This is a genomic window from Streptomyces flaveus, from assembly GCF_014647675.1.
Classification (GTDB): domain Bacteria; phylum Actinomycetota; class Actinomycetes; order Streptomycetales; family Streptomycetaceae; genus Streptomyces; species Streptomyces flaveus.
The window spans coordinates 30727-54067 of sequence record NZ_BMPQ01000026.1; the positions used below are offsets into that span (position 1 = coordinate 30727).

The following is a 23341-nucleotide window of genomic DNA, read 5'->3' on the forward strand; positions in this document are numbered from 1 at the left end:
CGCCAGGGTGGATCGCAGTGCCTTGACCCACAGGTTTGATCTTTACCTATGGTCAGGCTAGTTTGTGAGCGTGACCACGAACCATGTGAAGCGGGCGTTCAAGTACCGCTTCTATCCGACCGATGCGCAGGCAGCCGAGCTGTCGCGCACGTTCGGTTGCGTGCGGAAGGTCTACAACCTCGCCCTCGCGGCCCGCACCCAGGCATGGGCGCGGCAGGAGCGGGTCAACTACAACGCCACCTCCGTGATGCTGACGGCATGGAAGAAGACGGAGGAACTGGCGTTCCTCAACGAGGTGTCGTCGGTGCCGCTCCAGCAGGCGCTGCGGCACCTGCAGACCGCGTTCACCCACTTTTTCGCCAAGCGGGCCAAGTACCCGCGCTTCAAGTCGCGCAAGAAGTCGCGAAAGAGCGCGGAGTACACCACCAGCGGGTTCCGCTTCCGCGACGGGGAAGTGACCCTGGCGAAGATGACCGGACCGCTGGACATCGTGTGGTCCCGGCCATTGCCCGAAGGGGCGAAGCCGTCGACGGTGACCGTTTCCCAGGACGCGGCCGGACGCTGGTTCGTCTCCCTGCTGTGCGAGGACCCGGCCGTGAAGCCGCTTCCCGCCACCGATGCGGCGGTCGGAATCGATGTCGGCCTGGACCACCTGCTGACCCTTTCCACCGGGGAGAAGATCACCAACCCCCGGCACGAACGCCGCGACCGCGCCCGACTCGCCAAGGCCCAGCGGGAGCTGTCCCGCAAGGCCAAGGGTGATGGAACCAACCGGGCCAAGGCACGGCGCAAGGTCGCCAAGGTCCACGCCCGGATCGCCGACCGGCGCCGCGACATGCTCCACAAACTCACCACTCGGCTCGTGCGTGAAAACCAAACGCTCGTGATCGAAGACCTGACCGTGCGCAACATGGTCAAAAACCACACGCTCGCCCGGGCCATCTCGGACGCGAGCTGGAGCGAGTTCCGCTCCCTGCTGGAGTACAAGGCCACCTGGTACGGGCGGGAAGTGATCGCCGTAGACCGCTTCTTCCCCTCCTCCAAGCTGTGCTCCGCCTGCGGCACCCTGCAGGACAAGATGCCGCTCAGCGTCCGCACATGGACGTGCGACAGCTGCGGTACGACCCATGACCGGGACGTGAACGCAGCGAACAACCTTCTGGCCGCCGGGCTGGCGGTGACAGTCTGTGGAGCCGGTGTAAGACCTCAACGGAGTTCTCCGGACGGGCAGTCGGCGACGAAGCAGAAAACCCCACGGCGCGAGCCGTAGGACTCCCCCTCGTCTACGAGGGGGAGGAAGTCAACATGAAGCAGTTCTTCGAGTCGATCCCCATCAGCCTCGAGGAAGCAGCGCGAATAGACGGCGCGAGCACCTTCCGGACCTTCTGGTCCGTCGTGCTGCCGATGGCCCGGCCGGCACTCATCACCCTGACCATCCTGTCGTTCCAGGGATCGTGGAACGAACTCGCGCACTTCATCGTGTCCCGGCAGAGCCCGGAACTGAACACCCTCACATCCGGGGTCGCCTCGCTCGTCTCCGGCCAGCTCGGCTCGGGCAACCAGTACCCGCTCAAGCTCGCGGCGACCCTGCTCATGACCATCCCCGTGGCACTGGTGTTCTTCGCCTTCCAGCGACACTTCGTCCGCGGCGGCACGGCGGGCGCGACCAAGGGGTAGCCGGGCGAGCACCCCGCGCCCAGTGGCGCCCGAATCCGCCAGGGCCTGTCCGGTGTCACTCCCCGCTGACCGGACAGGCCCTGGTCCATCTGTAGAAGCGACGGTGGTCGCGTCGGCTCGAGCTGATCAGCCCGGAACGGCCGTTCACCGTCGGCGCTTGTCCTCCTCGTCGGGAACGTCGGCTTCGATCTTCTCTTTGCGGACCTTGCCGGTGACAGTCTCCTGCTCGGTCTGCTCGTCGGTGGTGAGCCGTACCCGCTCGACGGGCTCGGCCTCGGTCTGCGTCACGGGGCGCTCGGCGTGCAGGGTCACTTCGTGCTCGGCTTCGCTGATATCCGGGCCGGCCGTGGCGGCGTCGCGGTTGGCGTCGGTGACTGGTTCGCGTTCGACGCGGACTTCCTCGTGCCGTACGGGGACGGTCTGCTGGACATCCTCGGTGACGACGTACTTGCGCAGGCGGGCCCGGCCGGTCTCCTGGCGTTCGATGCCAACGTGCATCTGTTCCTCGGAGCGGGTCATCGCGTCATCCGCGGTTCCTGCCTCGCGGTCGGCGCCGGGCCGGTTGGCCTGCTGCCAGGCGGCGTCCCAGTCGAAGCCGTAGTACTCGTACAGGCGGTGCTCCTCCTGTTCGGACAGGTGCCCCCCGGCGTCGACGTCGACATTGGGGGCGTCCTTGACCTTGTCCTTGGGGTAAGGGACCTTGAGATGGTCTTCGACCACGCTGGCGTGGGTGATCGGCACAAACGACTCGCTGGTGCCGAACAGGCCGGTCTTGACGCTGACCCATTCGGGCTGGCCGGTGACGTCGTCGAGGAAGACGTGCCTGGCGTCGCCGATCTTGTTGTCGTCGGTGTCGTAGACCGGGTGGTCCAGTACCGTCGGGATCTGCTCTCGGGTGATCATCGTGATCTCCCTTCTGCTGGCCTCCCGACCCGACTAACCTCGTAAAACAGTACAAAACACACTGATTGTCCTGATCTGTCGTGAATGTGTGTGGGTGGGGTTCGGCCGGATACTCGTGCGGCATGGTTTCGATCACGTACCGGTGGAGAGTGCCCTGGGCGGGAAGTCGCTGGTCATGGGTGTAATGGCGGGTCTGCGCACCGCCGATCGCCGGCTGGCCAGGCGGGCGATCGCGTGGGGGCCGCCGTGGGTGCGGCAAGTCGCGCCCGCGGTGGAGGAAGCGGCCGAGCACACCAAGCTGTGGTGGGCGGCTGCCGCAGTGATGGCAGCCACGGGCAGGTGGCGCGGCCGCACGGCTGCCGCCGCCGGGGTGACGGCCATGGTGACGGCTCAGGTGCTGTCCAACGCGGTCGCCAAGCAGCTGTACCGGCGGCGCCGCCCGCCGCAGGAATGGGTCCCGCCAAAAGAGCTTCGAGACCGCCCGGACACCTCCTCCTTCCCCTCCGGGCATACGGCTGCCGCCTTCGCCTTCGCCGGAGCCGTTGCCACGGTGTGGCCGGCCGCCGGTGCGGCTTGCGGGGTGTCAGCGGTGACGGTGGCTGCGGAGCGGATCCACAGCGGTGCCCACTACCCCGCCGACGTGGCCGCCGGCGGCGTGATCGGGCTGGCCACGGTCCCCCTGGTGCGAGCCGCACCGCATCTGCTGCGGCGTGTGCTCTGACAGGCGGTTACTGGAAGCTCGCTCTGGCCTCCGTCGGCGTGATCCCTCCCCGCGAGCGCGGTGCGAGGTATCTCCAGGCTGCGCTTGAGCGGGGTGTCCCGGCGCGTCGGGCCCTGGCGAAGGAGGTGTGCCGGTGAACCGTTACCCGCCGATAGCCGACCACGGCATAGTCGATGATCTTCAGACCGCCGCGCTGGTGTCCTCCGAGGGATCGATCGACTGGTGGTGCACGCCACGCTTCGATGCGCCCAGCGTGTTCGCCTCCCTCCTCGACAGCGAGCGGAGAGGTTACTGTCGGTTTGCCGCTGATCTTGCGGGCGAGGCCGAAGCCACGGTGCGGCAGCCGTATCTGTCGGACACTGTGGGCGGGCAGGACCACCGCGCGCTGCACCAGCACCCTGGCGGCATCAGCGAGGAGGAGCCGGATCGCAAGAAGGAGCCGGACCAGAAGTCTCAGACCGCCGTGACGTGCTGTTCCCGGCCCGGGAACAGACGGCCCAGCGCCAGCCGTGCCACGCGCGGCCAGTCGGCCGCCGTCCCGCCCGCCTGTGGCGTGCCGGGGCGGCGGCGTGGCACGCGGACCCGGAGCGCCCCGGGCGCGCTGCGGCATACGACGGGTGACGGCAGAACGACGTGTTCTCCGTCGATGCCGACCGGGAGGGCGCCCGTGTCGGCTTCTACGACGACTTCCCCGGCGCTCAGCCGGATGAGTCCCCCGGGGCGCGGACCGCGGACCATGCGCGCCGCCTGAGCGGTGTTGCCGACCCGCACGCACACCACACCGAGGAGTCCCGAGTCCAGCCGCTCCCTGCGCCCCGGATGGGCCGCGTCGACGGCACGGCCGTAGGGATTGTTACTGACGAGCAGCGCCTGAAGTCCATCGACGTACGTCCGGTCGGCCCGCGTCCGCAGCCTGGGCGCGTCCTCACCGGTGAGGAGGCCGGGGAGGGTTCGCAGGGTCGTGCGGGCTTTGGCGTCCCGGTACGCGGGGTCGGTGACGACGGACGCGTACGTGCCGAACGAGGCGTTGTTGACGAAGACGCGGTCCGCGGCGTACCCGAGGTCGATGCGGAGTTCGACGCCGTGGGTCAGGGCTTCCAGGGCGGCCGCCGGATCGTCACGGTCGAGGCCGAGATCGAGGGCGAAGTGGTTGCGCGTACCGGCGGGAATCACCACGAAGGGAAGGTCGTGGAGCGCCGCGACCTCGGCCACCAGCGCCTGGGTGCCGTCGCCGCCCGCCACCGCCAGCAGATCGGCCCCCTCGGTTGCGGCCTGCCGGGTCAGCTCGGCGACATCCTGGCCTGCGTCGAGCAGGGCCACCCGGCAGCCTGCGGCCCGGGCCTTCTCCACCAGGTCGAAACGACCCACCTTGCCGCCGCCGGAGCGCGGATTCATGAGGACCCAGGGGGCGCGGGGCGCCTCGACGACAGCCTGTTCGGAGGCGGTGTGACCAGGTGTCAGGGCCGTACGTGCCGCCGTGACGGCCAGCAGCCACAGGCCCAGGGACAGCAAGGCCGGCCCGAGCATGCCGAACGTGGCATACAGGGCCAGGGCAGCGACCGGCGCGGTCACCGACAGAGCCACGCCGAGGGCACGGACCACTCCGGTGTGCGCCAGGGTCCACCACACCCCGACGGCGGCGAGCGCCAGTCCGGCGATGCCGACCAGGGCCCACAGCACGCTCCGCAGACCGGCGGCGACGAGCGGCACCAGGATGCTGCCCAGCAGGGCGAGCACGGCGAGGCGAGCCCGTCCGGCGCTGTCCTCGTGTACGGCTGCGGCCCCTGCCTCTCCCGACCCCCTCGTGTTCCAGCCGTGTCGTCCCACCGGTCGGCCCTTCTCTTCTGCCTCACACCTTGTGCGGCGGGCGCTCCTCGGACAGTGGGCGCTCCTCGGACAGGTCGAAGAGGTTGTCGCGCCGGACCACGCACAGGGCCCAGATGATGAAGCCCGAGAGCGCGATCATCACGACCGACCACACCGGGTAGTACGGCAGGGAGAGGAAGTTGGCGATGATGACGAGTCCGGCGATGGCCACGCCGGCGACACGCGCCCACACCGAGACCTTGAGCAGTCCGATGCTGACGATCACGGCGACCGCGCCCAGAGCGAGGTGGATCCAGCCCCAGCCGGTCAGGTCGAACTCGAACACGTACTGGCGCGTCGTGACGAAGATGTCGTCCTCGGCGATGGCCATGATGCCCCGGAAGATGTCGAGCAGGCCGACGAGGAAGAGCATCACGGCCGCGAAGACCGTCAGGCCGGTTGCCCATTCCTGCTTCGCCGTGTCTGCCGGCCGGGTGTGTGTCGCGGTCATCTTGTGCCTCGATTCGTGTCGTCCGGATGCTCAGCGACCGGAGGTGTGGGTGGTGGAGCCCGGGGGCTCCGCCGGGCCGTGGCCGGTCAGGACCAGTTCCTTGGCCCTGCGGAACTCCTCGTCCGTGATGTCGCCGCGTGCGCGGATCTCGGACAGCTTGCTGAGTTCGTCGGCGCTGCTGGGGCGGCCCATGCCGCCTGCGGCCTCCCTGATGTGGGCGTCGAAGGCTTTCTGCTGTGCTCGGGCCTGCGCTATTTCCCGGCGGCCCATGTTCTTGCCGCGGGCGATCACGTAGACGAAGACGCCCAGGAAGGGCAGCAGGATGGTGAGCACCAGCCAGCCGGCTTTCGCCCACCCGCTCATCGCGTCATCGCGGAAGATGTCGACGACGACGCGGAAGAGCAGGACGAACCACATGATCCACAGGAAGAACAGGAGCATGCTCCAGAAGATGCTCAGCAAGGGGTAGTCGTACGCCAGGTACGTCTGCGCGCTCATGTCACTTCTCCGTCCCGGGCGCTCGCCCGGCCGCCGTTGCGTGCTGTCTTCAGCGTGGGCACGGCCAGGGCCGGGTGGCCTCACCCGACGCGGGTGAGCCTGCGGGCGGCCCGGCACTTGATGGATGCGCTCCTGCGGCGGGATCAGGGTTCGGCCCGCGTGCGGCAGGGGACGGCGGCCGTCCGGTACCAGTCGGAGGAGGCGACGTACTGGCCGAGGGCGAGGCCCGATACGGCCACCAGGAACACGGCGATCAACCAGGAGAGAAACGTGAAGACGGGCCCCAGCGGGCCGAACTCCTGCAGGCTGCGCTCCATGACCGTGGGCACGAACAGGCCGGCGGCCCAGCTCAGCACGACCGTGCCCGTGCCCGCGAACAGCGCTCCCGGCAGCAGGTTCCGCCAGCCGATCCTGCCGCCCAGCAGGAGGTGCTGGGACCACCACCACAGCAGAGTCGCCGACAGCACGGACAGCACCCATCCGATCACCGCGCCGCCGCCGAACCCGCTGCGCAGCGGTGCCTGGACCAGGAGGACGCCCAGCCAGACGAGCAGCCAGAGCAGCCAGCGCCAGACCGCGGCCCGCACCGGTGTCCGTGGCAGGTGCCAGCACCGCTCGCAGACCGCCTGAAGCGCCCGGCTGAAGGCCGTGGCGGACACGAGAGTCACCACCACGCCCACAGCTCCGGCGGCGTCCCGTGGTGTGCCGGTGGCGGTGAAGGCACGGCGTACCTCGTCGAGCGTGTCACCGCGCACCCCCAGAACCGCACGGAGGGAGTCGGCCAGCAGGTCCTGCACCCCTCGGGGGGCGAACGCCGCGACGGTCATCAGCAGCGGCAGCGCGGTGATGAAGGCTTGCGCGGCCAGCCTCACGGAGCCCTCCACGACGTTGAGCGCCGACAGGCGGGGAAGCAGCCGGGCCACCGGACCGGACCGCAGGCTCGCCCGGACCCGCTCCACCGCCGTGTGCCTGCGGGACGCCGGGGCGGGTCCGGGTTTCCTTGCCATGGCTCACGGGGCCGCCGCCCGGTCCTCATGCCCGGCGGTCGGGCCCGCGGCGGCCGCGAGGACCGCCACCACGATCAGGACGGCCAGGGCGATGCCCAGAACTAGCGCCACCGCTCCGACCGTGGGGTGGTTCCAGAGCACCAGCGCCAGCGCTCCGGCCGCGATGACGCCACCGGTGGTCCATGCCCGGTGGTCCGTCAGCCAGCGTCCGGTGGACCCGGTGCGCACTCCGGCGCGGTGCAGCCCCCGGCCGGCGGCCGTCGTGCCCCTGTTCGTCGCCGTGCGGACGGCGCGGGCCGGACGTCCGGGACCGTACAGGTACGCCACCAGAGCCGTGACCACCGCGACGACCAGCAGGGTGCGTGTGCTGTCGCGCAGGAACCGGACGAACGTGTCGTAGATCGCCGCGGCCGCGTCGGTGGGCAGCGTCGTGGGCGGGACCGAGTCCAGATAGACCCGTCGGACCACGGCCAGCGCGACGAGCAGCACCACCATCATCACGCCGACACCCGTCGCGGTGATCATCAGCATCACCCGGTGTGCCGGAGCGGTCCACACGGCGAGCGCGGCGAGTACGACGGTCAGGACGGGCAGCCAGGTGCCGAGGATGTCCAGCAGCCGCATCATGTCCTGCGCCTTGCCCAGTTCCTCGGTGTGGAACAGCGTGATGGTCCGGTCGGTGTCCGGGATGGCGGCGGCCTTGTCGAAGCCCGCGTCGACGAGCCGCTCCCGTACTTCGTTGACGACCTCTCCCACGTCCAGTTGGACGGTGTCGCCCTCGGCGCGCACGGCACCCTCGCGCTCTCCGGTGAGCATGTTCACCACCGCGGCGTGCGACCGCCGGTTGGCACCCTCCCACACCTGCTGGAAGGCGTCGCTGGTGATCACACGGGTTACGGTGCGGTCCACGACCGTCCTGACCGCGTTGCGCAGCGGACCCTCCAGGGACTCGGCCCCCTCCACGACGCGGGGTGGTGCCCCGGAGTCCTGGAGGACCCTGGTGAGCGAGTCCGTCACCGCTTTGACGTCCACGTTGGCCACCACGCGGTCCGTGAGCCGGTTGATCACGACCTCCTGCACGGGCGGCTCGGACGCCAGCGGCGCGACGGTCTCCACGTACCTGTCGGTGTCGGAGACCGTGTCCTGGACCCAGGCCGCGACGACGGCCAGGGGCGCGAGCAGCAGGGCCAGCAGGAGGAGGACCGAGGAGCCGGCCTGGCGTACCCGCCGGTGGCGCACCGTGGCGTGACGGCGCAGTCGCTCGTATTCCGCTCGCTCCTCGGCGGTCATGACGTGTTTCTGGTGTGAGGCTCCGCCGGAGTCCGGCGGAGCCGGGGTCGCGGCCGGGTTCATGGGTGCTCCTTTCCGTGTGTGCGCCGCCCCGGCCGCGAAGGCCGCCGGTCGGGACGACCGTGGCGGGGCGACCGCACGGGCCCGGTGCGTTTGTCGCGCGCGCCGGAGCGGCGGGTGCGGTGTCAGTCCGTCTCGGCGGGGGCCCGCGGCTCCGTGGGGTGCGTCTTTCGGAGCGCGGCCCGCCACGCGAGGGCGACCACCGCCTCGCCCAGGCCGAGCAGGACGAGCCACAGACCGAGCAGCCGGGTCAGGGCGCGGGCAGACTCGGCCGGCAGCGCGAGCACCACGATCCCCGCGACGATGCCGAGCACCGCGGCGCCCAGGACGACCCCGCGGTGCGGCAGGTCCTTGGTGGCGATGGCCGTGTAGAGGGTGAGGATGCCGGACACGAGCCAGACGACCCCGGTGATCAGCGAGAGCGCGGCGATCGTCTGCAGCGGGTTCCGCAGGCACAGCACCCCGGCCAGGACGTACAGCACGGACAGGAGCAGCCCCGCGAGCCGTTCGTGCCCCTCCCTCGAGAAGACGGCCACGAACCGGAACGCCCCTGTCACCAGCAGGTACAGGCCGATGAGGACCGCCAGGACGTGCAGAGTCGCCTCCGGCCAGACCAGTACCAGGACGCCCAGCACCAGCGTCGCGACGGCCGAGGCCAGGAGCCAGGTCCATGAACGGCCGAGCCGCGCCAGTGCCTGCGCGGGGTCGTCCACCGGACCGGGGGCCGCCCCGTCGGGTTCGTGTTCCTGTCCGGTGCGCGGTGCCGGACCGTACGGCATGGCCATGGCTCCTCCTCGCGTGATCGAGTGGTCGCCTCCGGACCGCCGGCGGGGCGGAGTGTGATGGGGCGGTGTGCGAGGACCTGACCGCTCCAGGCTCACGCCTGTCACCGGGTGCCGGGGTCACCCACCACGGGTGATCCGGCGACGCCGCCGTGGCGGTGAGGTGGGAATCTCCCGGCGCCCGGCCCATCGGCTTTCCGGCCGGACGGAACGAAGAGACACGAGATGAGCGATCCGAGCACTGCCCGGACGGACCGCGCCCGGTCCGGGCCGGACGCGCACCGGCGGCGCCTTCCGCTCCGCCCTCGCCGGTGGGCGGCGGTCGTCGCGGTCGCCCGCACCGTGCTCATCGCCGTCGGTCTCGTCACCGCCTACTACCTGCTGCCCCTGGACGAGCGCGGTACGGCTGGTGCGTCGGTGCTGCTCGTGTGCGGCCTGGTGGCGGTGCTGCTGGTGTTCGGGTGGGAGGTGCGGGCCATCGCGCGCTCATCCCACCCGCGCCTGAAGGCCGTCGAGGCCCTGGCCGCCACGCTGGTGCTGTTCCTGGTCCTCTTCGCCGGCGCCTACTACCTGCTGGACCGCTCCGCCCCGGGCTCCTTCAGCGAGCCGATGACCAGGACGGACGCCTTGTACTTCACTCTGACCACGTTCAGCACCGTCGGCTACGGGGACATCACGGCACGCTCCCAGACCGGGCGCGTGCTGACGATGCTGCAGATGGCTGGAGGGCTGCTGCTCGTGGGCGTCGCCGCACGGGTGCTGGCGAGCGCGGTCCAGGCGGGGTTGCGCCGACAACGCCAAGGGCCGTCGGCGGAGCCGCGTTCCGGTACCGACGCCGGGGCGCCGGACCGGGAGGCCGGACCATGACCGTACCCAGCGCTTTCACCGCGTCCCTGTCACCGGCCGAGCGAGCGGCTACGGCAGGAATGCGAGGGCGGGGATTCCTACGTGCGCCAGCTGTGGCACTGGAAGGGCATCGCACGGCCGGAGACCATGGGGCCGGACCTGCTCTCCCTCTTCGGCCGGCTGTGCGGGGCGTCCCTGGCACGGGCCCACGCCCGCTCGGGTGATCCCATCGCCCTCGCCGCCTACCTGGGCGGCAGCGACCGCTTCGACCGCGCGCTCACCGAGTTCGCCCAGTTCTACGCCGACCAGAACGAGCGGGACTACGAGGCGCTGGAAGCCGCATGCTGCTCCGGCCGGAGCAGTGCGGAGCGGCGCTGACGCTCCGGCCCGTCACCACGCGAGGCCGCCCGGCACCGCACACCGCCCGGTCCTGTCACTCCGGCAACTGCCGCATCTCCACGACACGCAGTCCCAGTGACTGGCAACGTGCCAGCAGCCCGTACAGGTGCGCTTCGTCCACGACAGGGCCGAACAGGACGGTCTGGCCGGACATCACCACGTGGCCCAGCTCCGGAAAGGCTTTGGCCAGCGTTTCCGACAGGTGTCCCTCGACTCGGATCTCGTAGCGCACGAGCTGTCCTCCCATGGACTGCCTGGGACAGGCGGGCGGCACTCATCCCTACGACCGTGCGCTTCCGTGCTCCTTCGGGCCTCACCCGGTACAGGTGACCCGTGGCCTGGCGACGGACCCCACGGACCAACGCGTTCTCAATGCTTCAGAACGATCTTGAAGGAGATGATCAGCAGGCCGAGCAACAGGTTGACCGACGCGGTGGCGGCCACAAGCCGCCGCGAAGCACCGGCGCGGCGTGCCGCGGCCACGGACCAGCCCACCTGGCCGGCCACGGCGACGGAGAGCGCCAGCCAGAGGGCACCTCGCACGTCGAGGCCCAGGAGCGGGCTGACGGCCACCGCGGCGGCCGGCGGGACGGCAGCCTTGACGATCGGCCACTCGTCACGGCACACCTGCAGCACGACCCGGCGGTCCAAAGCCTGTTGCGCCAGGCGCGCCCCGAACAACTGGGCATGCACGTGCGCGATCCAGAACACCACGCCGGTGAGCAACAGCAGCAGCACCAGCTCGGTGCGGGGGAACGAGCCCAGGGAGCCGGCGCCGATCACCACAGAGGCCGCGAGCATGGATCCGTAGACTCCGCCCGTGTAGTCCGCGCGGGCTCGGCGCTCGGCTCGGCGCTCCCCGCGGGCCGTGGCCGGGCCGATCCTGGTCCTGGACACCGGTGACTCCCTCCGGACTCAGCGCGTCGATCCGGTCGCTCCGGCCGGAGCGTCGGCGTCCGGCTGCCGCGGACGGCTGTCCCGGGCGGTCGGCAGGTGCGGTGTGACCAGGAAACTGGCGAGAGCGATGCCGCCGGTGGCCAGGATCGCCGCCTTCAGGCCGTCCAGCTGCGCGGAGGCGTAGGAGTCCGCGACGGCGTCGACCTCGGACGGTGGCAACCCGGCACGCTCGGCCGCCGAGCGCACCTGATCGGTGGCGACGAAGGTGATCCCCGCCTGGAGGGCGACACCGACCTCCTCACGGGTCTCTTCGGACAGCTGCGAATTGTCCGCCACCTGCGTGGTGAAGGCGTGGGCGAGCGCACCGATGAGGATCGACCCGATGAGTGCGGTGCCCAGCGCGGAGCCCAGATTCTGTGCCGTGAACTGGAGTCCTCCGGCCTCACTGCGTTCCTCCTCGCCGACGCCGGACTGGACGACGTTGCCCAGTTGCGAGGCGAGCAGGCCGACGCCCACGCCCAGCAGGGCCATGGCTCCGGCGAACTGCGTGTCGTCGATGACCGGGTCGATGGTGGCCAGCAGCCACACGATGGCCGCCGCCAGGGTCGCCAGGGCCAGCCGGACCACCCTGCGCGGCCCCCACACCCGTCCCAGCGAGGACGCGGAAAGAGAGGTCACCAGCATGGTGGCGGACACGGGCAGCAGGCGCAGCCCCGTCTCGAAGGCGTCGAACCCCTGAACCACCTGCAAATACAGCGGGATGGTGAAGAACAGCCCCAGCAGGATGAGGTTCTGGCTCAGCAGCGTCATCAGGCCGGACCGCAGCACGGGTCTGCCCAGCAGGGACAGGTGCACGAGGGGGTCGGCGCCCTGGTGCTCCCGCCGCCGCTCCCAGTGCCGGAAGAGGGCCAGGACGGCCGCCCCGGCCCCGACGACGAACAGCGTCGGGGCGAAGCCGAGGACGGTGAAGGGAGGGTTGCGGGGCTGCACCCATCCCCAGGTGCTGCTCTGCAGCACCCCGAGCACGCCCAGCCCCAGTCCGGCCGCGGAGAGCGCCGCACCGACCCCGTCCAGCCGGGGGCGCGGGCCGGTCCGGGGGGACTCCGCGATCACCCGGCGGCACAGCAGGACGGCCACGACGACCACGACCTCGCCGGCGAAGACCAGCCGCCAGGTCAGGTACGTCGTCACCCAGCCGCCCAGCAGCGGGCCGACCGCGATCCCGGCGCCGGCGAGCCCGCCGATGACCGCGTAGGCGACGGCCCGGTCCTTCCCGCGATACGACTCCGCGACGAGGGCGGCCATGGCCGGCAGCACCATGGCGGCTCCCAGTCCCTCGATGACGGACCAGCCCAGTGTGAGGACCCACAGCGTGGGTGCCGCGGCGGTCAGGGCCGACCCCACGCCGTAGACGACCAGCCCGAGCAGGAACATGCGGCGACGCCCCAGGATGTCGCCGCACCTGCCGCCGATGATCATGAACGCCGCCATGACCAGCGCGTACAGAGTGATGACGGCCTGGATGGCGGTGACCTCCGTGTCGAAGTCCTCGACCAGCTGACTGATGGACACGTTCATGACCGAGGTGTCCAGGACCATGAGGAACTGGGCCGTACCGAGGACGATCAGAGCCCGCCAGTGCTTCACGCTGTCCACCTCGCCGAGTCGGCCGGTACGCCGGCGGAGTCGGCCGGGCAGTGGCCTGCACATGCCCCGCCGCTCCTGCCCATCGCATCCGAAGTACGTGCCTCGTGCCTCACCCGCCACGGGGGAAGGGCAGCACGCCTGTGATGTCCGGCCGGCGGGGAGGGCGGGCGCCGGACCCTCTCACCGCCCGTGTTCACAGCAGCCGGAGGTCGCGCGCGCGGCGCACCGCGTCGCCTCGCCGGTTCACCGCCAGCTTCCGGTAGACGCTCTTGAGGTGGGTCTTCACCGTGTTCACCGACACGTAGAGGTCGGCGGCGACCTCCTCCGTCGACATCATCCGGGCCAGCCGCTCCAGGACGTCGCGCTCGCGTCCGCTCAGCTCCACCGCGACGAGCGGCGGGGGCAGCGACTCCGGCCGGGGTTGCTCACCGTGTCGCGGCAGGCCGGGCGTGAGCCAGCCCGCTGCCAGCTCGTGGAGCGGAGGCATGGCCAGGAGGGGCCGGATCCACGCTCCCGCATCGAGGAACGGACGTCGCAGCCGCTCCCGCCGAGCGTCGAGGAGCGCCTGCGCCACGAGCCTACGGGCGGTGGCGGTGTCTCCCGACCCCTCCGCGGCCTGAGCCCTCACCAGCGCTGCTCTCACGGTCACCGCCGGCCCGGTCCGGCCCCCGGTGCGGATGCTGTCCAGCAGGTCGATGGCCGCCCCGGTACGGCCTGCGGCGACCTGGATCGCCGCGGCCTCAACGGCACACGCCGGCTGGTCGCCGGACACGCCCTGGAGCACCTCGGCCGCTTCGTCCGGCCGTCCTTCGGCCAGGTGAGCGGCGGAGGTGACGAGCGCTTCATGGCCTGCCGCCCAGGGTGAGGCCACGACCGCGGAGACGGCCGGGTCCGCCGCCTGGACGGCGGCTCGTGCCTTGCCCCTGACCAGCAGGAGGCGAGCTGTGGCGAGGGCTCGTCCCGCCGCCGTCACCGGATCACGCGTTCCCGATGAGGGCCGGGCCGCCTCGTCGATGAGGGCTTGGGCCCGGCTCAGCTCATGGCGGTCGACGGCCACGGCGGCCAGGACCAGCTGCCCGATGCCGGAGCCGGACGGCTGGGGAAGGCCGACCCGTTCCGCCTCGGACACCGCCGCCAGGGCCTTGCGCTCCGCCCGGCCGGGCCAGCCGTTCAGATAGTCGAGCAGGGCCAGGTGCTCCATCGAGTCCTCCCGGGGCAGCACGGTGGAGGCCCCGCCGGGAGCGCCGGCTGCCGTGGTCAGGGCAGCACGCGCGTCCTCGAAGCGCCCGGCCCACAGTCGGGCCGAGCCCAGATGGGTCAGCAGGAGGGCGGTGAGTTCGGGATGCTTGTCCAGGAGGTGTGCCGGGACTTCCTGCCGCAGTTCATCGGCCGCTTCGGCGGCTCTTTCGGCCTGTGAGGGACATCCGGTCAGCCGGGCGGCCAGTGCCTCGAGCAGCGCACAGCTCAGCTGGACGGCCGCCGGCTCGGGCGCCGCTTCGGACGCGTCGTCGGCCAGATGCTCCTCGGCGTGGCGCAGGCGGGTCAGTCCGCGGTCGAGGTTGTATCGGGACAGGTCGCGGGCCGCGCGTACGAGGTCTGTCGCCGGACTCCTGGCCTCGGGCCCCATGCGGGAGAACAAGTCGGTCAGGTCACCCGAGCGCAGGCCGGTGAAGAGCTGTCCGATCGCCAGGTCGTCGACGAGGGCGCCGGCGGCGAAATCCCAGTCGCCCGCGGCGGCGCCGTGAGCGAGTGTCTCCGGCAGGAATCCGGAACGACGCAGCCACCGCGCGGCCCGCCGGTGGAGTTCCGGCTCCAGGCCGGGCAGGCGCTCGCGCAGATGGGCCCGGAGTATCTCCCCGAACAGCGGGTGGAGCTGGTACCACGAGTGCCCGAGGTACTCGACGAACGCGTTGCCGCGGTGCAGCCCGGCGAGAATGGGCCCGGCATCGGTCCGGAGGGTCAGCGCGTTGGCCAGACCGGGACAGAAACGCTCCAGGACGCTGACGCGCAGCAGGAGGTCCTGTGTCTCTTCCGGCTGTCCTTTGAGGACCTCGGCCAGCAGGAAGTCCGCGACCGTACTGCGATCCGCCTCGAACTCCTTCAGGTAGAGCTCCGGGTCGGCGCTCTCCAGAGCGGCCAGGGCGGACAGGCGCAAGCCGGCGGCCCAGCCCCGGGTGCGGTCCACCAGGGCGCGCGCGGCAGGGACCGGAAGGCTCAGACCGTGCAGCTCAAGCAGTGCGGCGGCCTCCTCGGGGGTGAACGCCAGCTCGGCGGCGCGGATCTCCGTCAGCTCGTCGGCCGCCCGGTAACGGTGCAACGGAAGCAGCGGTTCGGTGCGGGTGACGAGGACCAGGCGCAGCCCCCGCCCGGCGTGGTGCAGGACGAACTCCAGCTGCTCCGCGACCTCCGGAGCGGTCACGCGGTCGTACTCGTCGAGCACGAGGACCACGGGCCGGTCGCGATCGTTCAGCTCGGCGGCGAGCGCCGCCAGCAGCCTTTGGTCCACCCCGGTCGCATCCGCGGGGGCTTCGACCGCATCGGATGCGGGCGCACCGCAGGCGCGCAGGGACTGAATGACGTACGCCCAGAACACCCCGGGACGCCGGTCCCCCACTTCGACGGTGAGCCAGGCGACGGGCTGCCGCAGGCCGGCTGCCCAGTCGGCGGCCAGCAGGGTCTTGCCCGCGCCGGCGGCACCGTTGAGCAGGGTCAACGGTGTCCGGAGAGCTTGGTCGAGGTGGTCGACGAGCCGCTGCCGCCGCAGGTACGTGGCGGGTCTCGTCGGCAGCACGATCCGGGTGCGCAGAAACGGGTCCCCCAGGGGACCGGTGCACGGAACGGTGGGACCGGTCAGTCCTGGAGCGTTCTCGTCGGTTTCTGCCACAGGGCTCACCACCACTGTCCGTCAAGGTCAGGTCATGGGCTGCGCCTCTTCACCCAGCATCCCAGTCCACCTGCCCCTGCGCGCGGCGCACAGGGGCCGATGCCCCGTTCACCAGGGCATCGCCCGCCCTTGCCCGGCTGGCTCCACACCTACGCCCGCGCCCTGGTGACCGTCGCGGAGGACGGCCCCTCCGAGGGGCCGCTGCTCACGGTGTCCTTCCCGTCCCCGGAACGGATCAGGGCCGCCGCCAAGGAGGCGTTCCACATGCGGTTCGTCGCTCAAATGCGCCGTCCCGGACGCGCAGATGACGACCGTGAGCGAGGTGGTGCACCTGGTCGACGCTCTCGACCCGTCGGTCATATGAAGACGAGTACGAAGCGCGACACGGGGGGTTGGGGGAGTCCCACGGCGCTGGAATCCCCCGGCTCGATCCGAGCCGAGAGCTTGAGAGGGCGGGATGAAAGTGGAGAGAAGAGATTATTCATTCCTATTAGTGCTATTTATGATAGATGCGATTTGTGTCGCACCGGGAGAAGCTGAACACTGCGGGTTCCCGCAAGGAGCCCTCCCCTGAACGCTCGCTGCTGGCGTCGGTCGTCACCGATCCCGGACACCTCCCCGAACTCCTCGCCGACTTCGCCGTCCGCCGCATCGGTCCGGCCGTGCCCGAAGCAATCGCCTCGCTTCGGCGGAACCACCCCAACGCCACCGAGGCGGAGCTCCGGGCCCGGGTGGTCGCTCGCGGCCGACGGACCGTCGTATCGGAGGGATCCCTCGTGGGCGGCCCGTTCCTCGTGCTCATTCCCGTCGCGTTCTGCGCGGCGCTGCTCCGCCAGGCACGTACGGTCCTGGAGCTGGCCGCCCTCGACGGCCGCGACCCCACGGCGAGCGCCCGCGCCGGCGAACTCCTCGTCCTCCAGGGCGTGTACGAGGACACCCGGCAGGCGCAGGACGCGCTCGCCCGCACCGGACGCGCCGCCGGCGCACCCGCCCGCTGGAAGCGATGGGTGGCCCTGTGGGACGTCACCCTGCGCATGGCCCACCTCCTCGGCGTGCTCACGCCAGGCGACGAGAGTCAGGCCGCGGGCCGGCGCGTACGCCGGGTCGCCGTCCAGGCCTGGCGGTGGCTGCTCCTCGGCGTGGTCTTCCTGGTCGGACTGGTCGCCCCCCCTCGTCTGGCTCCCGTACATGGCGGTGACCTACCAGCGCGCCGACGCCCGCCTGGCAGACCGCGTTCTCGCCTACTACTTCGCCGACACCGCACCCGCCCCGCGCCACCGGACCTCCCGCCCCGAACCGGAAGTCCTGGCGGCCGCACTCCGCGCGTTCCTCTCCCTCCTCGTGCCGCTCGTCCTGACCGCCGTGACCTTCCTGACCGGTCTGCGCATCGCCGACAGCCGCTGGCCGGTCCTCGGCATCACCCTGGCCACAGCGTCCGCCGCGGTCGGCGCGCTCTGGTACTGGCGCCGCCACCGGCGCCTTTGACCGTCCTCCAGCAGTTGACGCGGAGCCCACCCCGGGACGCCGGTCCCCCACTTCGACGGTGAGCCAAGGGCAACAAGATCCGGTCAGTGCCCCTGCCTGCTCAGCCGGCCGCCGCCCTCAAGGCCCACATGAAGGAGTTCCCGCCGGTCGAGGCAAGGCATGAAAGAGGCGGGGTTCGAAAACCCCGCCCGATCTGAAAGAAACCCCAGGTCAGGGCCACACCAAGCAGTACGGCTGGTGCCCGGCCTCGTGCAGCCTGTGGCTGAAGTCCTGCCACTCGTGCAGCAGCTGGTACACGTTGAACGCGTCCCGAGGCCCACCCCGGTCCGGCACCGTCGACCAGATGAAGGCCGCCGCGCCGACCGCCTCCTCGCCGATTCCGCGTAGGGGGTCTACGACCGTCATGGGGAGCTTGACTACGGCGTAGTCCGGATGCAGGACTACGAGTTCGAGCGGCGGGACCTTGTTCAGCGGGACGCCCTCTATGCCGGTGAGGACCATCGCGGCCATCGTCTCCGGCTTGATCTTCGTGAACATGCCGTTCATGCCGAGCTCGTCGCCGCCGAGTTCTTCCGGGCGCATGGAGATGGGGACTCGCGCGGCGGTCGCACCGTCCGGGGCCCCGAAGTATTTGTAGGTCACCCCCACCCGGCCACCATTCCTGCTCTCTGCCCGTGGGGCGTCGATCCGACGGATTCCGTTGAGGCCGTCGATCCGCTCGCCCGGCTCGGGCTCACTCTCCGTCTGCCGTACCTCGCGGGTTTCGCGTGTCTCGGCCGCCGCTTCCGCCTCGCGCCGGTGCCTTCCCCGTTGGGCACGCCGAGGACCGAGGTCATCGGTCCCCTCGCCCAGTCCGCCACCGCGATGCATATCTCCACCCGACTGCTTATCTAAGGTGCGCCATCTCCGCCACGCAACCCGATCATCATGTCAGTGACCTCCCCCGCGACCGCCCGCCGAAACGTGCGTTGAAACACGTGTCCGCAGGATCTTCGAGGCCTCTGACAACATGGCTGTGTGAACTATCCGTACGAATACGACGCCCCAGTTTCTCATGCTCTTTTCAACCGTGCGGCGGCCGTCACACCCGGCGGCGTGAACTCTCCCGTGCGAGCGTTCCGCGCCGTGGGCGGTACGCCCCGGTTCATGGTGTCCGGCACCGGTCCGTACCTGACCGACGCCGACGGAAGGGAGTACGTGGACCTCGTCTGCTCCTGGGGGCCGATGATCCTCGGCCACTCCCACCCGGAGGTGATCGCGGCGGTCCAGGCCGCCGTCGCCCGCGGTACGTCCTTCGGTACGCCCGGTGAGGGCGAGGTCGCGCTCGCCGAGGAGATCGTCGCCCGCGTCGAGCCCGTCGCCCAGGTCCGGCTCGTCTCCAGCGGCACCGAGGCGACCATGTCCGCCATCCGTCTCGCCCGCGGCTACACGGGGCGCGCCAAGGTGATCAAGTTCGCCGGCTGCTATCACGGGCATGTGGACGCCCTGCTCGCCGCCGCGGGAAGCGGACTCGCCACGTTCGCGCTGCCCGACACCCCCGGCGTCACCGGCGCCCAGGCCGCGGACACCGTCGTCCTCCCGTACAACGATCTCGACGCCGTCCGCGAGGCCTTCCGCGCCCACCCCGGCCAGATCGCCTGCGTGATCACCGAGGCCGCGCCCGGGAACATGGGCGTAGTGCCGCCGGAGCCCGGCTTCAACCAGGGGCTCAAGGACGCCTGTGCGGACAACGGCGCGCTGTACATCTCCGACGAGGTCATGACCGGGTTCCGGACCAGCAAGGCCGGATGGTTCGGAATCGACGGCGTACGTCCCGATCTCATGACCTTCGGCAAGGTCATGGGCGGCGGCTTCCCGGCCGCCGCTTTCGGTGGTCGGCCGGATGTCATGGCGCACCTCGCGCCCGCCGGGCCCGTCTACCAGGCCGGCACCCTCTCCGGGAACCCGGTCGCCACCGCCGCCGGGCTCGCCCAGCTGCGACTCCTCGACGACGCCGCGTACGACAAGGTCGACGCGGTGTCCGAGCAGCTCCGTACGCTGGTGTCGGACGCGCTCACCAAGGAGGGTGTGGCGCACCGCGTGCAGAACGCCTCCAGTATGTTCTCCGTGTTCTTCACCGACCGCCCCGTCAAGAACTACGAGGACGCGAAGGCACAGGAGTCGTACCGCTTCACCGCCTTCTTCCACTCGATGCTCGCGCAGGGCGTCTATCTGCCCCCGTCGTCCTTCGAGTCCTGGTTCGTCTCGACGGCGCACGACGAGCGGGCGGTCCAGCGGATCGCCGACGCCCTTCCGGCGGCGGCACGGGCAGCAGCGGAGGCCACGGCAGCATGAGTGACATCACCGTCGTACACGTGGTGCGGCACGGCGAGGTCGCCAACCCGGACGGGGTCCTGTACGGGCGCCTGCCCGGCTACCACCTGTCCGAGTTGGGGCTGCGGATGGCCGAGCGGGTCGCCGAGCACCTCGCCCCCAGGGACATCACGCACGTCGTCGCCTCCCCGCTGGAGCGGGCGCGGGAAACGGCCGCCCCGATCGCCGAGAGCCACGGCCTCGACCTCACGACCGACCGCCGGCTCATCGAGGCCGGCAACGTCTTCCAGGGCAAGGCCTTCGGGGTCGGTGACGGTGCGCTGCGCCGGCCCGAGAACTGGAAGCACCTCCTCAACCCCTTCAGGCCGTCCTGGGGCGAGCCGTATCTGGAGCAGGTCATACGGATGATGGGGGCGCTGGACGCCGCCAAGGACGCGGCACGCGGGCATGAAGCGGTGTGCGTCTCGCACCAGTTGCCGATCTGGATCGTGCGCTCCTACGTGGAGCGGCGGCGGCTGTGGCACGACCCGCGCAAGCGGCAGTGCACACTCGCCTCGCTGACGACGTTCACGTACCAGGGCGACAAGATCGTCTCCGTCGGCTACACCGAGCCCGCCCGGGATCTCGTACCTGCGCATCTGCTGGCGGGGGCGAAGCCGGTCAAAGGCAAAGGCAAGGCTTTCGGAGCGTAGGCGACGGCCAATCACGCCCTCTCGTTCCATTTCGCCTGTAACAAGTTCATCCCCGTCCCGCACGGGAAATGTGACGCTCTCTCCAGGAACCCCCATGTTCGTCGCGCCCTCTAATCCGGTGTCATCCGGAACGGAACAGCGCGACGAACGGGGCGGGAATGCGCCACATCACTCGAAGGGGAATGCTGGGACTCGGGGCCGGTGCTGCGGCGGCTGTGGGACTCGCGGGCTGCGGTACCGAATTGGGAAATGGTTTCAGCGGTGACGAAGGTTCCGAAAAAGACCCCGGCAGCGACAAGGGCAACGGCAAGGGCAAGGGAAACACCGAACGCCCCATAGGCGACGGCTCCACCGCCTACACCGGCAGGCAGCCCAACCAGCCCGCGAAGCCCGAACCCCTCGAACCCGGCCAGACCCCGCCGCAGTTCGTGGTGTTCTCCTGGGACGGCGCGGGAGACGTCGGCAACGGACTCTTCGAGCGGTTCCTGAAACTCTCCGAAGAGCACGACGCACACATGACGTTCTTTCTCTCCGGGCTGTATCTCCTGCCCGAGTCGAAAAAGCGCAAGTACCTTCCGCCGAACAATGCGCCGGGCGCCTCCGACATCGGTTATCTGACCGACGACCACGTCAAGTCGACGCTCAAGTACGTACGACAGGCCTGGCTCGACGGCCATGAGATCGGCACGCACTTCAACGGCCACTTCTGCGGCGGTACCGGCACCGTCGCCAACTGGACGCCCAAGCAATGGCGCAGCGAGATCGACCAGGCGAAGTCCTTCGTCAAGGAATGGCGTACGAACACGGGCTGGACCGATCTGCCCGCGCTGCCCTTCGACTACGACAAGGAACTCATCGGCGGCCGTACGCCCTGCCTGCTCGGCCAGGAGAACCTGCTGCCCACGGCCCGCGAACTCGGCTGGCGCTATGACGCCTCCTCGCCCGGCGGCCGTCAGCAATGGCCCGGAAAGAGTCAGGGGGTGTGGGATCTGCCACTCCAGGCGATCCCGTTCCCCGGCCACACCTTCGAGGTCCTCTCGATGGACTACAACATCCTCGCCAACCAGTCCCTCAACTCCACCCAGGCCCCGCCCGCCAACTACCCGGGCTGGCGCAAGCAGGCCACCGAGGCGTACATCACCGGATTCAAGCGGGCATACGAGACGAATCGCGCACCTTTCTTCATCGGCAACCACTTCGAGGACTGGAACGGCGGCATCTACATGGACGCCGTCGAGGGAGCCCTGAAGCACATGGCCGGCAAGAAGGACGTACGACTCGTGTCGTTCCGGCAGTTCGTGGACTGGCTGGACGTACAGAAGCCGGAAGTGCTGGAGAAGCTCCAGGCGCTGGACGTCGGGCAGCAGCCGGTGGGTGGCTGGAACGAATACCTCGGGGACACGGCCGCGAGCTCCTCGAAGGAGCCCGAAAAGGCCGCCTGAAATGCGGGTTTCCACCCGTGAGGGGGGTGCGCAAGATCCCCGGAACGGACATGCGAAACTTTTCACATGAGTGCCGCAAGCCACGACCCCCAGCGCTCGAAACGCACCCGCTCGTCCATTCGTACGCGTAGTCGCGCCGCCCTGTTCACCTGCGGGGCCGCCGTCGCGGCACTGCTGCTGTCCGCGTGCGGATCCGGGGGTACCAAGGGGGGAGGCGGCGGCACCGGGTTCGTCACCGGCACCGACGGCATCGCCACGGTCGAGAAAGCCGAGCGGGCATCGGCACCCGACCTGTCCGGCAAGACCATCGACGGCAAGCAGCTCGATGTCGCCGACTACAAGGGCGACATCGTCGTCCTGAACGTCTGGGGCTCCTGGTGCGGGCCCTGCCGCCTGGAGGCGAAGAACTTCGTCAAGGTCTCCGAGGACCTCAAGGACCAGGGCGTACAGTTCGTCGGCATCAACACCCGCGACACCAGCACCAAACCCGCGGTGGCCTTCGAGAAGGAGTACGGGGTCACCTATCCCAGCCTGTACGACCCGACGGGCAAGCTGATGCTCCGCTTCGAGAAGGGCACGCTCAACCCGCAGGCGATCCCCTCCACGATCGTCATCGACCGGGAGGGCAGGATCGCGTCCCGCTCGCTGCAGGCGCTCAGCGAGGACAAGCTCCGCAAGATGCTCAAGCCGATCCTCGCGGAGAAGTGACGGCTCGTGTCCCTTCTTGCCGCAGTCACCGACAACAACCAGACAGTCCTCAACGGGGCCCTGCTGCTCGCCCTGCCGGTCGCCGTGCTCGGCGGGCTCGTGTCCTTCTTCTCGCCGTGCGTCCTGCCGCTCGTGCCCGGCTACCTCTCGTACGTCACCGGAGTCACCGGCACCGACCTGGCCGAGGCCCGGCGCGGGCGGATGGTCGTGGGTGCCTCCCTCTTCGTGCTCGGCTTCACCGCCGTGTTCGTCTCCAGCGGGGCGCTGTTCGGCTACTTCGGCTCGACCCTGCTGGAGCACCAGAGCACGCTTTCCAAGGTGCTCGGCGGGCTCATGATCCTCATGGGCATCTTCTTCATGGGCCTGATGCCCTGGCTCACCCAGCGTGAGTTCCGTTTCCACCGGCGGCCCGTGACGGGGCTGGTGGGTGCCCCCGTCCTCGGCGCGCTCTTCGGGATCGGCTGGACGCCGTGCATCGGCCCGACCCTCGCCTCCGTACTGGCGCTCTCCTCCAGCCAGGCGAGCGCGGGCCGTGGGGCCCTCCTGACCGTCGCGTACTGCCTCGGCCTCGGCGTGCCCTTCGTGCTCGCCGCGGTCGCCTTCCGCAAGGCACTCGGCGCCTTCGGCTGGGTCAAGCGCCACTATGTCTGGGTGATGCGCATCGGCGGCACCATGATGATCGTGACCGGGGTGCTCCTGCTGACCGGCGCGTGGGACCGCATCTTGCAGGAGATGCAGGTCTGGTCCAACGGCTTCATCGTAGGGATCTGATC

General features: G+C 70.2%; 23 protein-coding genes and 2 pseudogenes. 12 read left to right on the forward strand and 13 right to left on the reverse strand.

From position 1 onward, the window contains the following. Window positions 1–64: 64 nt before the first annotated feature. Together IEZ21_RS35245 and IEZ21_RS35250 are read left to right on the forward strand one after the other, a co-directional pair. Window positions 65–1270 (forward strand): RNA-guided endonuclease InsQ/TnpB family protein, encoded by a 1206-nt coding sequence (locus tag IEZ21_RS35245; protein ID WP_213089393.1) that lies wholly within the window; start codon window positions 65–67, stop codon window positions 1268–1270. Between the two features lie 35 nt (window positions 1271–1305). Further along, window positions 1306–1677: a carbohydrate ABC transporter permease gene (locus IEZ21_RS35250; protein WP_213089394.1), complete on the forward strand. Its 372-nt coding sequence runs from the start codon at window positions 1306–1308 to the stop codon at window positions 1675–1677. A 144-nt stretch (window positions 1678–1821) separates the two neighbouring features. Here IEZ21_RS35250 and IEZ21_RS35255 read toward each other — a convergent pair whose 3' ends face one another. Then, window positions 1822–2580: a DUF2382 domain-containing protein gene (locus IEZ21_RS35255; protein WP_189325881.1), complete on the reverse strand. Its 759-nt coding sequence runs from the start codon at window positions 2578–2580 to the stop codon at window positions 1822–1824. Between the two features lie 142 nt (window positions 2581–2722). On the opposite strand from IEZ21_RS35255, the gene IEZ21_RS35260 reads away from it, so the two are divergent. Beyond that, a complete protein-coding gene (locus IEZ21_RS35260) occupies window positions 2723–3301 on the forward strand; it encodes a phosphatase PAP2 family protein (RefSeq protein ID WP_246568462.1) in 579 nt (192 codons plus the stop codon). Window positions 3302–3434: 133 nt separating this feature from the next. Further along, window positions 3435–3650 (forward strand): annotated as a pseudogene (locus IEZ21_RS47220) (trehalase-like domain-containing protein); the annotation flags it as partial. 104 nt (window positions 3651–3754) lie between these two features. Here IEZ21_RS47220 and IEZ21_RS35265 read toward each other — a convergent pair. The 6 genes from IEZ21_RS35265 to IEZ21_RS35290 form a co-directional block, all read right to left on the reverse strand. Further along, window positions 3755–5128: a diacylglycerol/lipid kinase family protein gene (locus tag IEZ21_RS35265; protein ID WP_189325882.1), complete on the reverse strand. Its 1374-nt coding sequence runs from the start codon at window positions 5126–5128 to the stop codon at window positions 3755–3757. A gap of 22 nt (window positions 5129–5150) precedes the next feature. Next, the gene (locus IEZ21_RS35270) at window positions 5151–5618 is read right to left on the reverse strand and encodes a DUF7144 family membrane protein (RefSeq protein ID WP_189325883.1); all 468 of its coding nucleotides are present in this window, start codon (window positions 5616–5618) and stop codon (window positions 5151–5153) included. A gap of 30 nt (window positions 5619–5648) precedes the next feature. Further along, a complete protein-coding gene (locus tag IEZ21_RS35275) occupies window positions 5649–6116 on the reverse strand; it encodes an SHOCT domain-containing protein (protein WP_189325884.1) in 468 nt (155 codons plus the stop codon). A 143-nt stretch (window positions 6117–6259) separates the two neighbouring features. After that, window positions 6260–7123: a YhjD/YihY/BrkB family envelope integrity protein gene (locus IEZ21_RS35280; RefSeq protein ID WP_189325885.1), complete on the reverse strand. Its 864-nt coding sequence runs from the start codon at window positions 7121–7123 to the stop codon at window positions 6260–6262. A gap of 3 nt (window positions 7124–7126) precedes the next feature. Further along, window positions 7127–8476 (reverse strand): hypothetical protein, encoded by a 1350-nt coding sequence (locus IEZ21_RS35285; RefSeq protein ID WP_189325886.1) that lies wholly within the window; start codon window positions 8474–8476, stop codon window positions 7127–7129. Window positions 8477–8598: 122 nt separating this feature from the next. Next, complete coding sequence (locus IEZ21_RS35290; RefSeq protein ID WP_189325887.1) at window positions 8599–9258, reverse strand: HdeD family acid-resistance protein; 660 nt, start codon at window positions 9256–9258, stop codon at window positions 8599–8601. A gap of 222 nt (window positions 9259–9480) precedes the next feature. On the opposite strand from IEZ21_RS35290, the gene IEZ21_RS35295 reads away from it, so the two are divergent. Then, the gene (locus tag IEZ21_RS35295; protein ID WP_189325888.1) at window positions 9481–10122 is read left to right on the forward strand and encodes a potassium channel family protein; all 642 of its coding nucleotides are present in this window, start codon (window positions 9481–9483) and stop codon (window positions 10120–10122) included. A 72-nt stretch (window positions 10123–10194) separates the two neighbouring features. Beyond that, window positions 10195–10479: pseudogene (locus tag IEZ21_RS35300) on the forward strand (DUF2252 family protein); the annotation flags it as partial. 55 nt (window positions 10480–10534) lie between these two features. Here the strand turns inward: IEZ21_RS35300 and IEZ21_RS35305 are convergent. From IEZ21_RS35305 to IEZ21_RS35325, 5 genes are all read right to left on the reverse strand, one after another. Beyond that, window positions 10535–10732 carry a DUF8691 family protein gene (locus tag IEZ21_RS35305; protein ID WP_030039028.1) on the reverse strand — a complete coding sequence of 66 codons (198 nt, stop codon included), beginning with the start codon at window positions 10730–10732 and terminating at the stop codon, window positions 10535–10537. A 137-nt stretch (window positions 10733–10869) separates the two neighbouring features. Beyond that, the gene (locus tag IEZ21_RS35310; RefSeq protein ID WP_189325889.1) at window positions 10870–11397 is read right to left on the reverse strand and encodes a hypothetical protein; all 528 of its coding nucleotides are present in this window, start codon (window positions 11395–11397) and stop codon (window positions 10870–10872) included. 18 nt (window positions 11398–11415) lie between these two features. After that, window positions 11416–13044, reverse strand: coding sequence for an MFS transporter (locus IEZ21_RS35315; protein ID WP_189325967.1), 1629 nt, complete (start codon window positions 13042–13044; stop codon window positions 11416–11418). Between the two features lie 193 nt (window positions 13045–13237). Beyond that, the gene (locus IEZ21_RS35320) at window positions 13238–15928 is read right to left on the reverse strand and encodes a winged helix-turn-helix domain-containing protein (RefSeq protein WP_246568464.1); all 2691 of its coding nucleotides are present in this window, start codon (window positions 15926–15928) and stop codon (window positions 13238–13240) included. Window positions 15929–16428: 500 nt separating this feature from the next. Beyond that, window positions 16429–17118, reverse strand: coding sequence for a hypothetical protein (locus IEZ21_RS35325; RefSeq protein WP_189325891.1), 690 nt, complete (start codon window positions 17116–17118; stop codon window positions 16429–16431). Here IEZ21_RS35325 and IEZ21_RS35330 point away from each other — a divergent pair. Continuing rightward, window positions 17117–17413, forward strand: a complete 297-nt coding sequence (locus tag IEZ21_RS35330) for a hypothetical protein (protein ID WP_189325892.1) — start codon at window positions 17117–17119, stop codon at window positions 17411–17413. The two genes, IEZ21_RS35325 and IEZ21_RS35330, sit on opposite strands and share 2 nt — an antisense overlap. A 210-nt stretch (window positions 17414–17623) precedes the next feature. Here the strand turns inward: IEZ21_RS35330 and IEZ21_RS35335 are convergent, their stop codons facing one another. Next, window positions 17624–18283: a hypothetical protein gene (locus IEZ21_RS35335; RefSeq protein WP_078491685.1), complete on the reverse strand. Its 660-nt coding sequence runs from the start codon at window positions 18281–18283 to the stop codon at window positions 17624–17626. 147 nt (window positions 18284–18430) lie between these two features. Here IEZ21_RS35335 and hemL point away from each other — a divergent pair, with 147 nt between their 5' ends. The 5 genes from hemL to IEZ21_RS35360 all read left to right on the forward strand — a co-directional run bounded on the left by hemL (window position 18431) and on the right by IEZ21_RS35360 (window position 23339). Continuing rightward, window positions 18431–19747, forward strand: a complete 1317-nt coding sequence (gene hemL, locus IEZ21_RS35340; protein WP_189325893.1) for a glutamate-1-semialdehyde 2,1-aminomutase — start codon at window positions 18431–18433, stop codon at window positions 19745–19747. After that, window positions 19744–20418, forward strand: a complete 675-nt coding sequence (locus tag IEZ21_RS35345; protein ID WP_189325894.1) for a histidine phosphatase family protein — start codon at window positions 19744–19746, stop codon at window positions 20416–20418. The genes hemL and IEZ21_RS35345 overlap by 4 nt, the downstream gene beginning before the upstream one ends. Before the next feature lie 158 nt (window positions 20419–20576). Further along, entirely contained in the window at window positions 20577–21860 is a 1284-nt protein-coding gene (locus tag IEZ21_RS35350) for a polysaccharide deacetylase family protein (protein WP_189325895.1), read from the forward strand. 66 nt (window positions 21861–21926) lie between these two features. After that, window positions 21927–22568 carry a TlpA family protein disulfide reductase gene (locus tag IEZ21_RS35355; RefSeq protein ID WP_189325896.1) on the forward strand — a complete coding sequence of 214 codons (642 nt, stop codon included), beginning with the start codon at window positions 21927–21929 and terminating at the stop codon, window positions 22566–22568. Between the two features lie 6 nt (window positions 22569–22574). After that, a complete protein-coding gene (locus IEZ21_RS35360) occupies window positions 22575–23339 on the forward strand; it encodes a cytochrome c biogenesis CcdA family protein (RefSeq protein ID WP_189325897.1) in 765 nt (254 codons plus the stop codon). The last annotated feature ends 2 nt before the right edge of the window (window positions 23340–23341 follow it).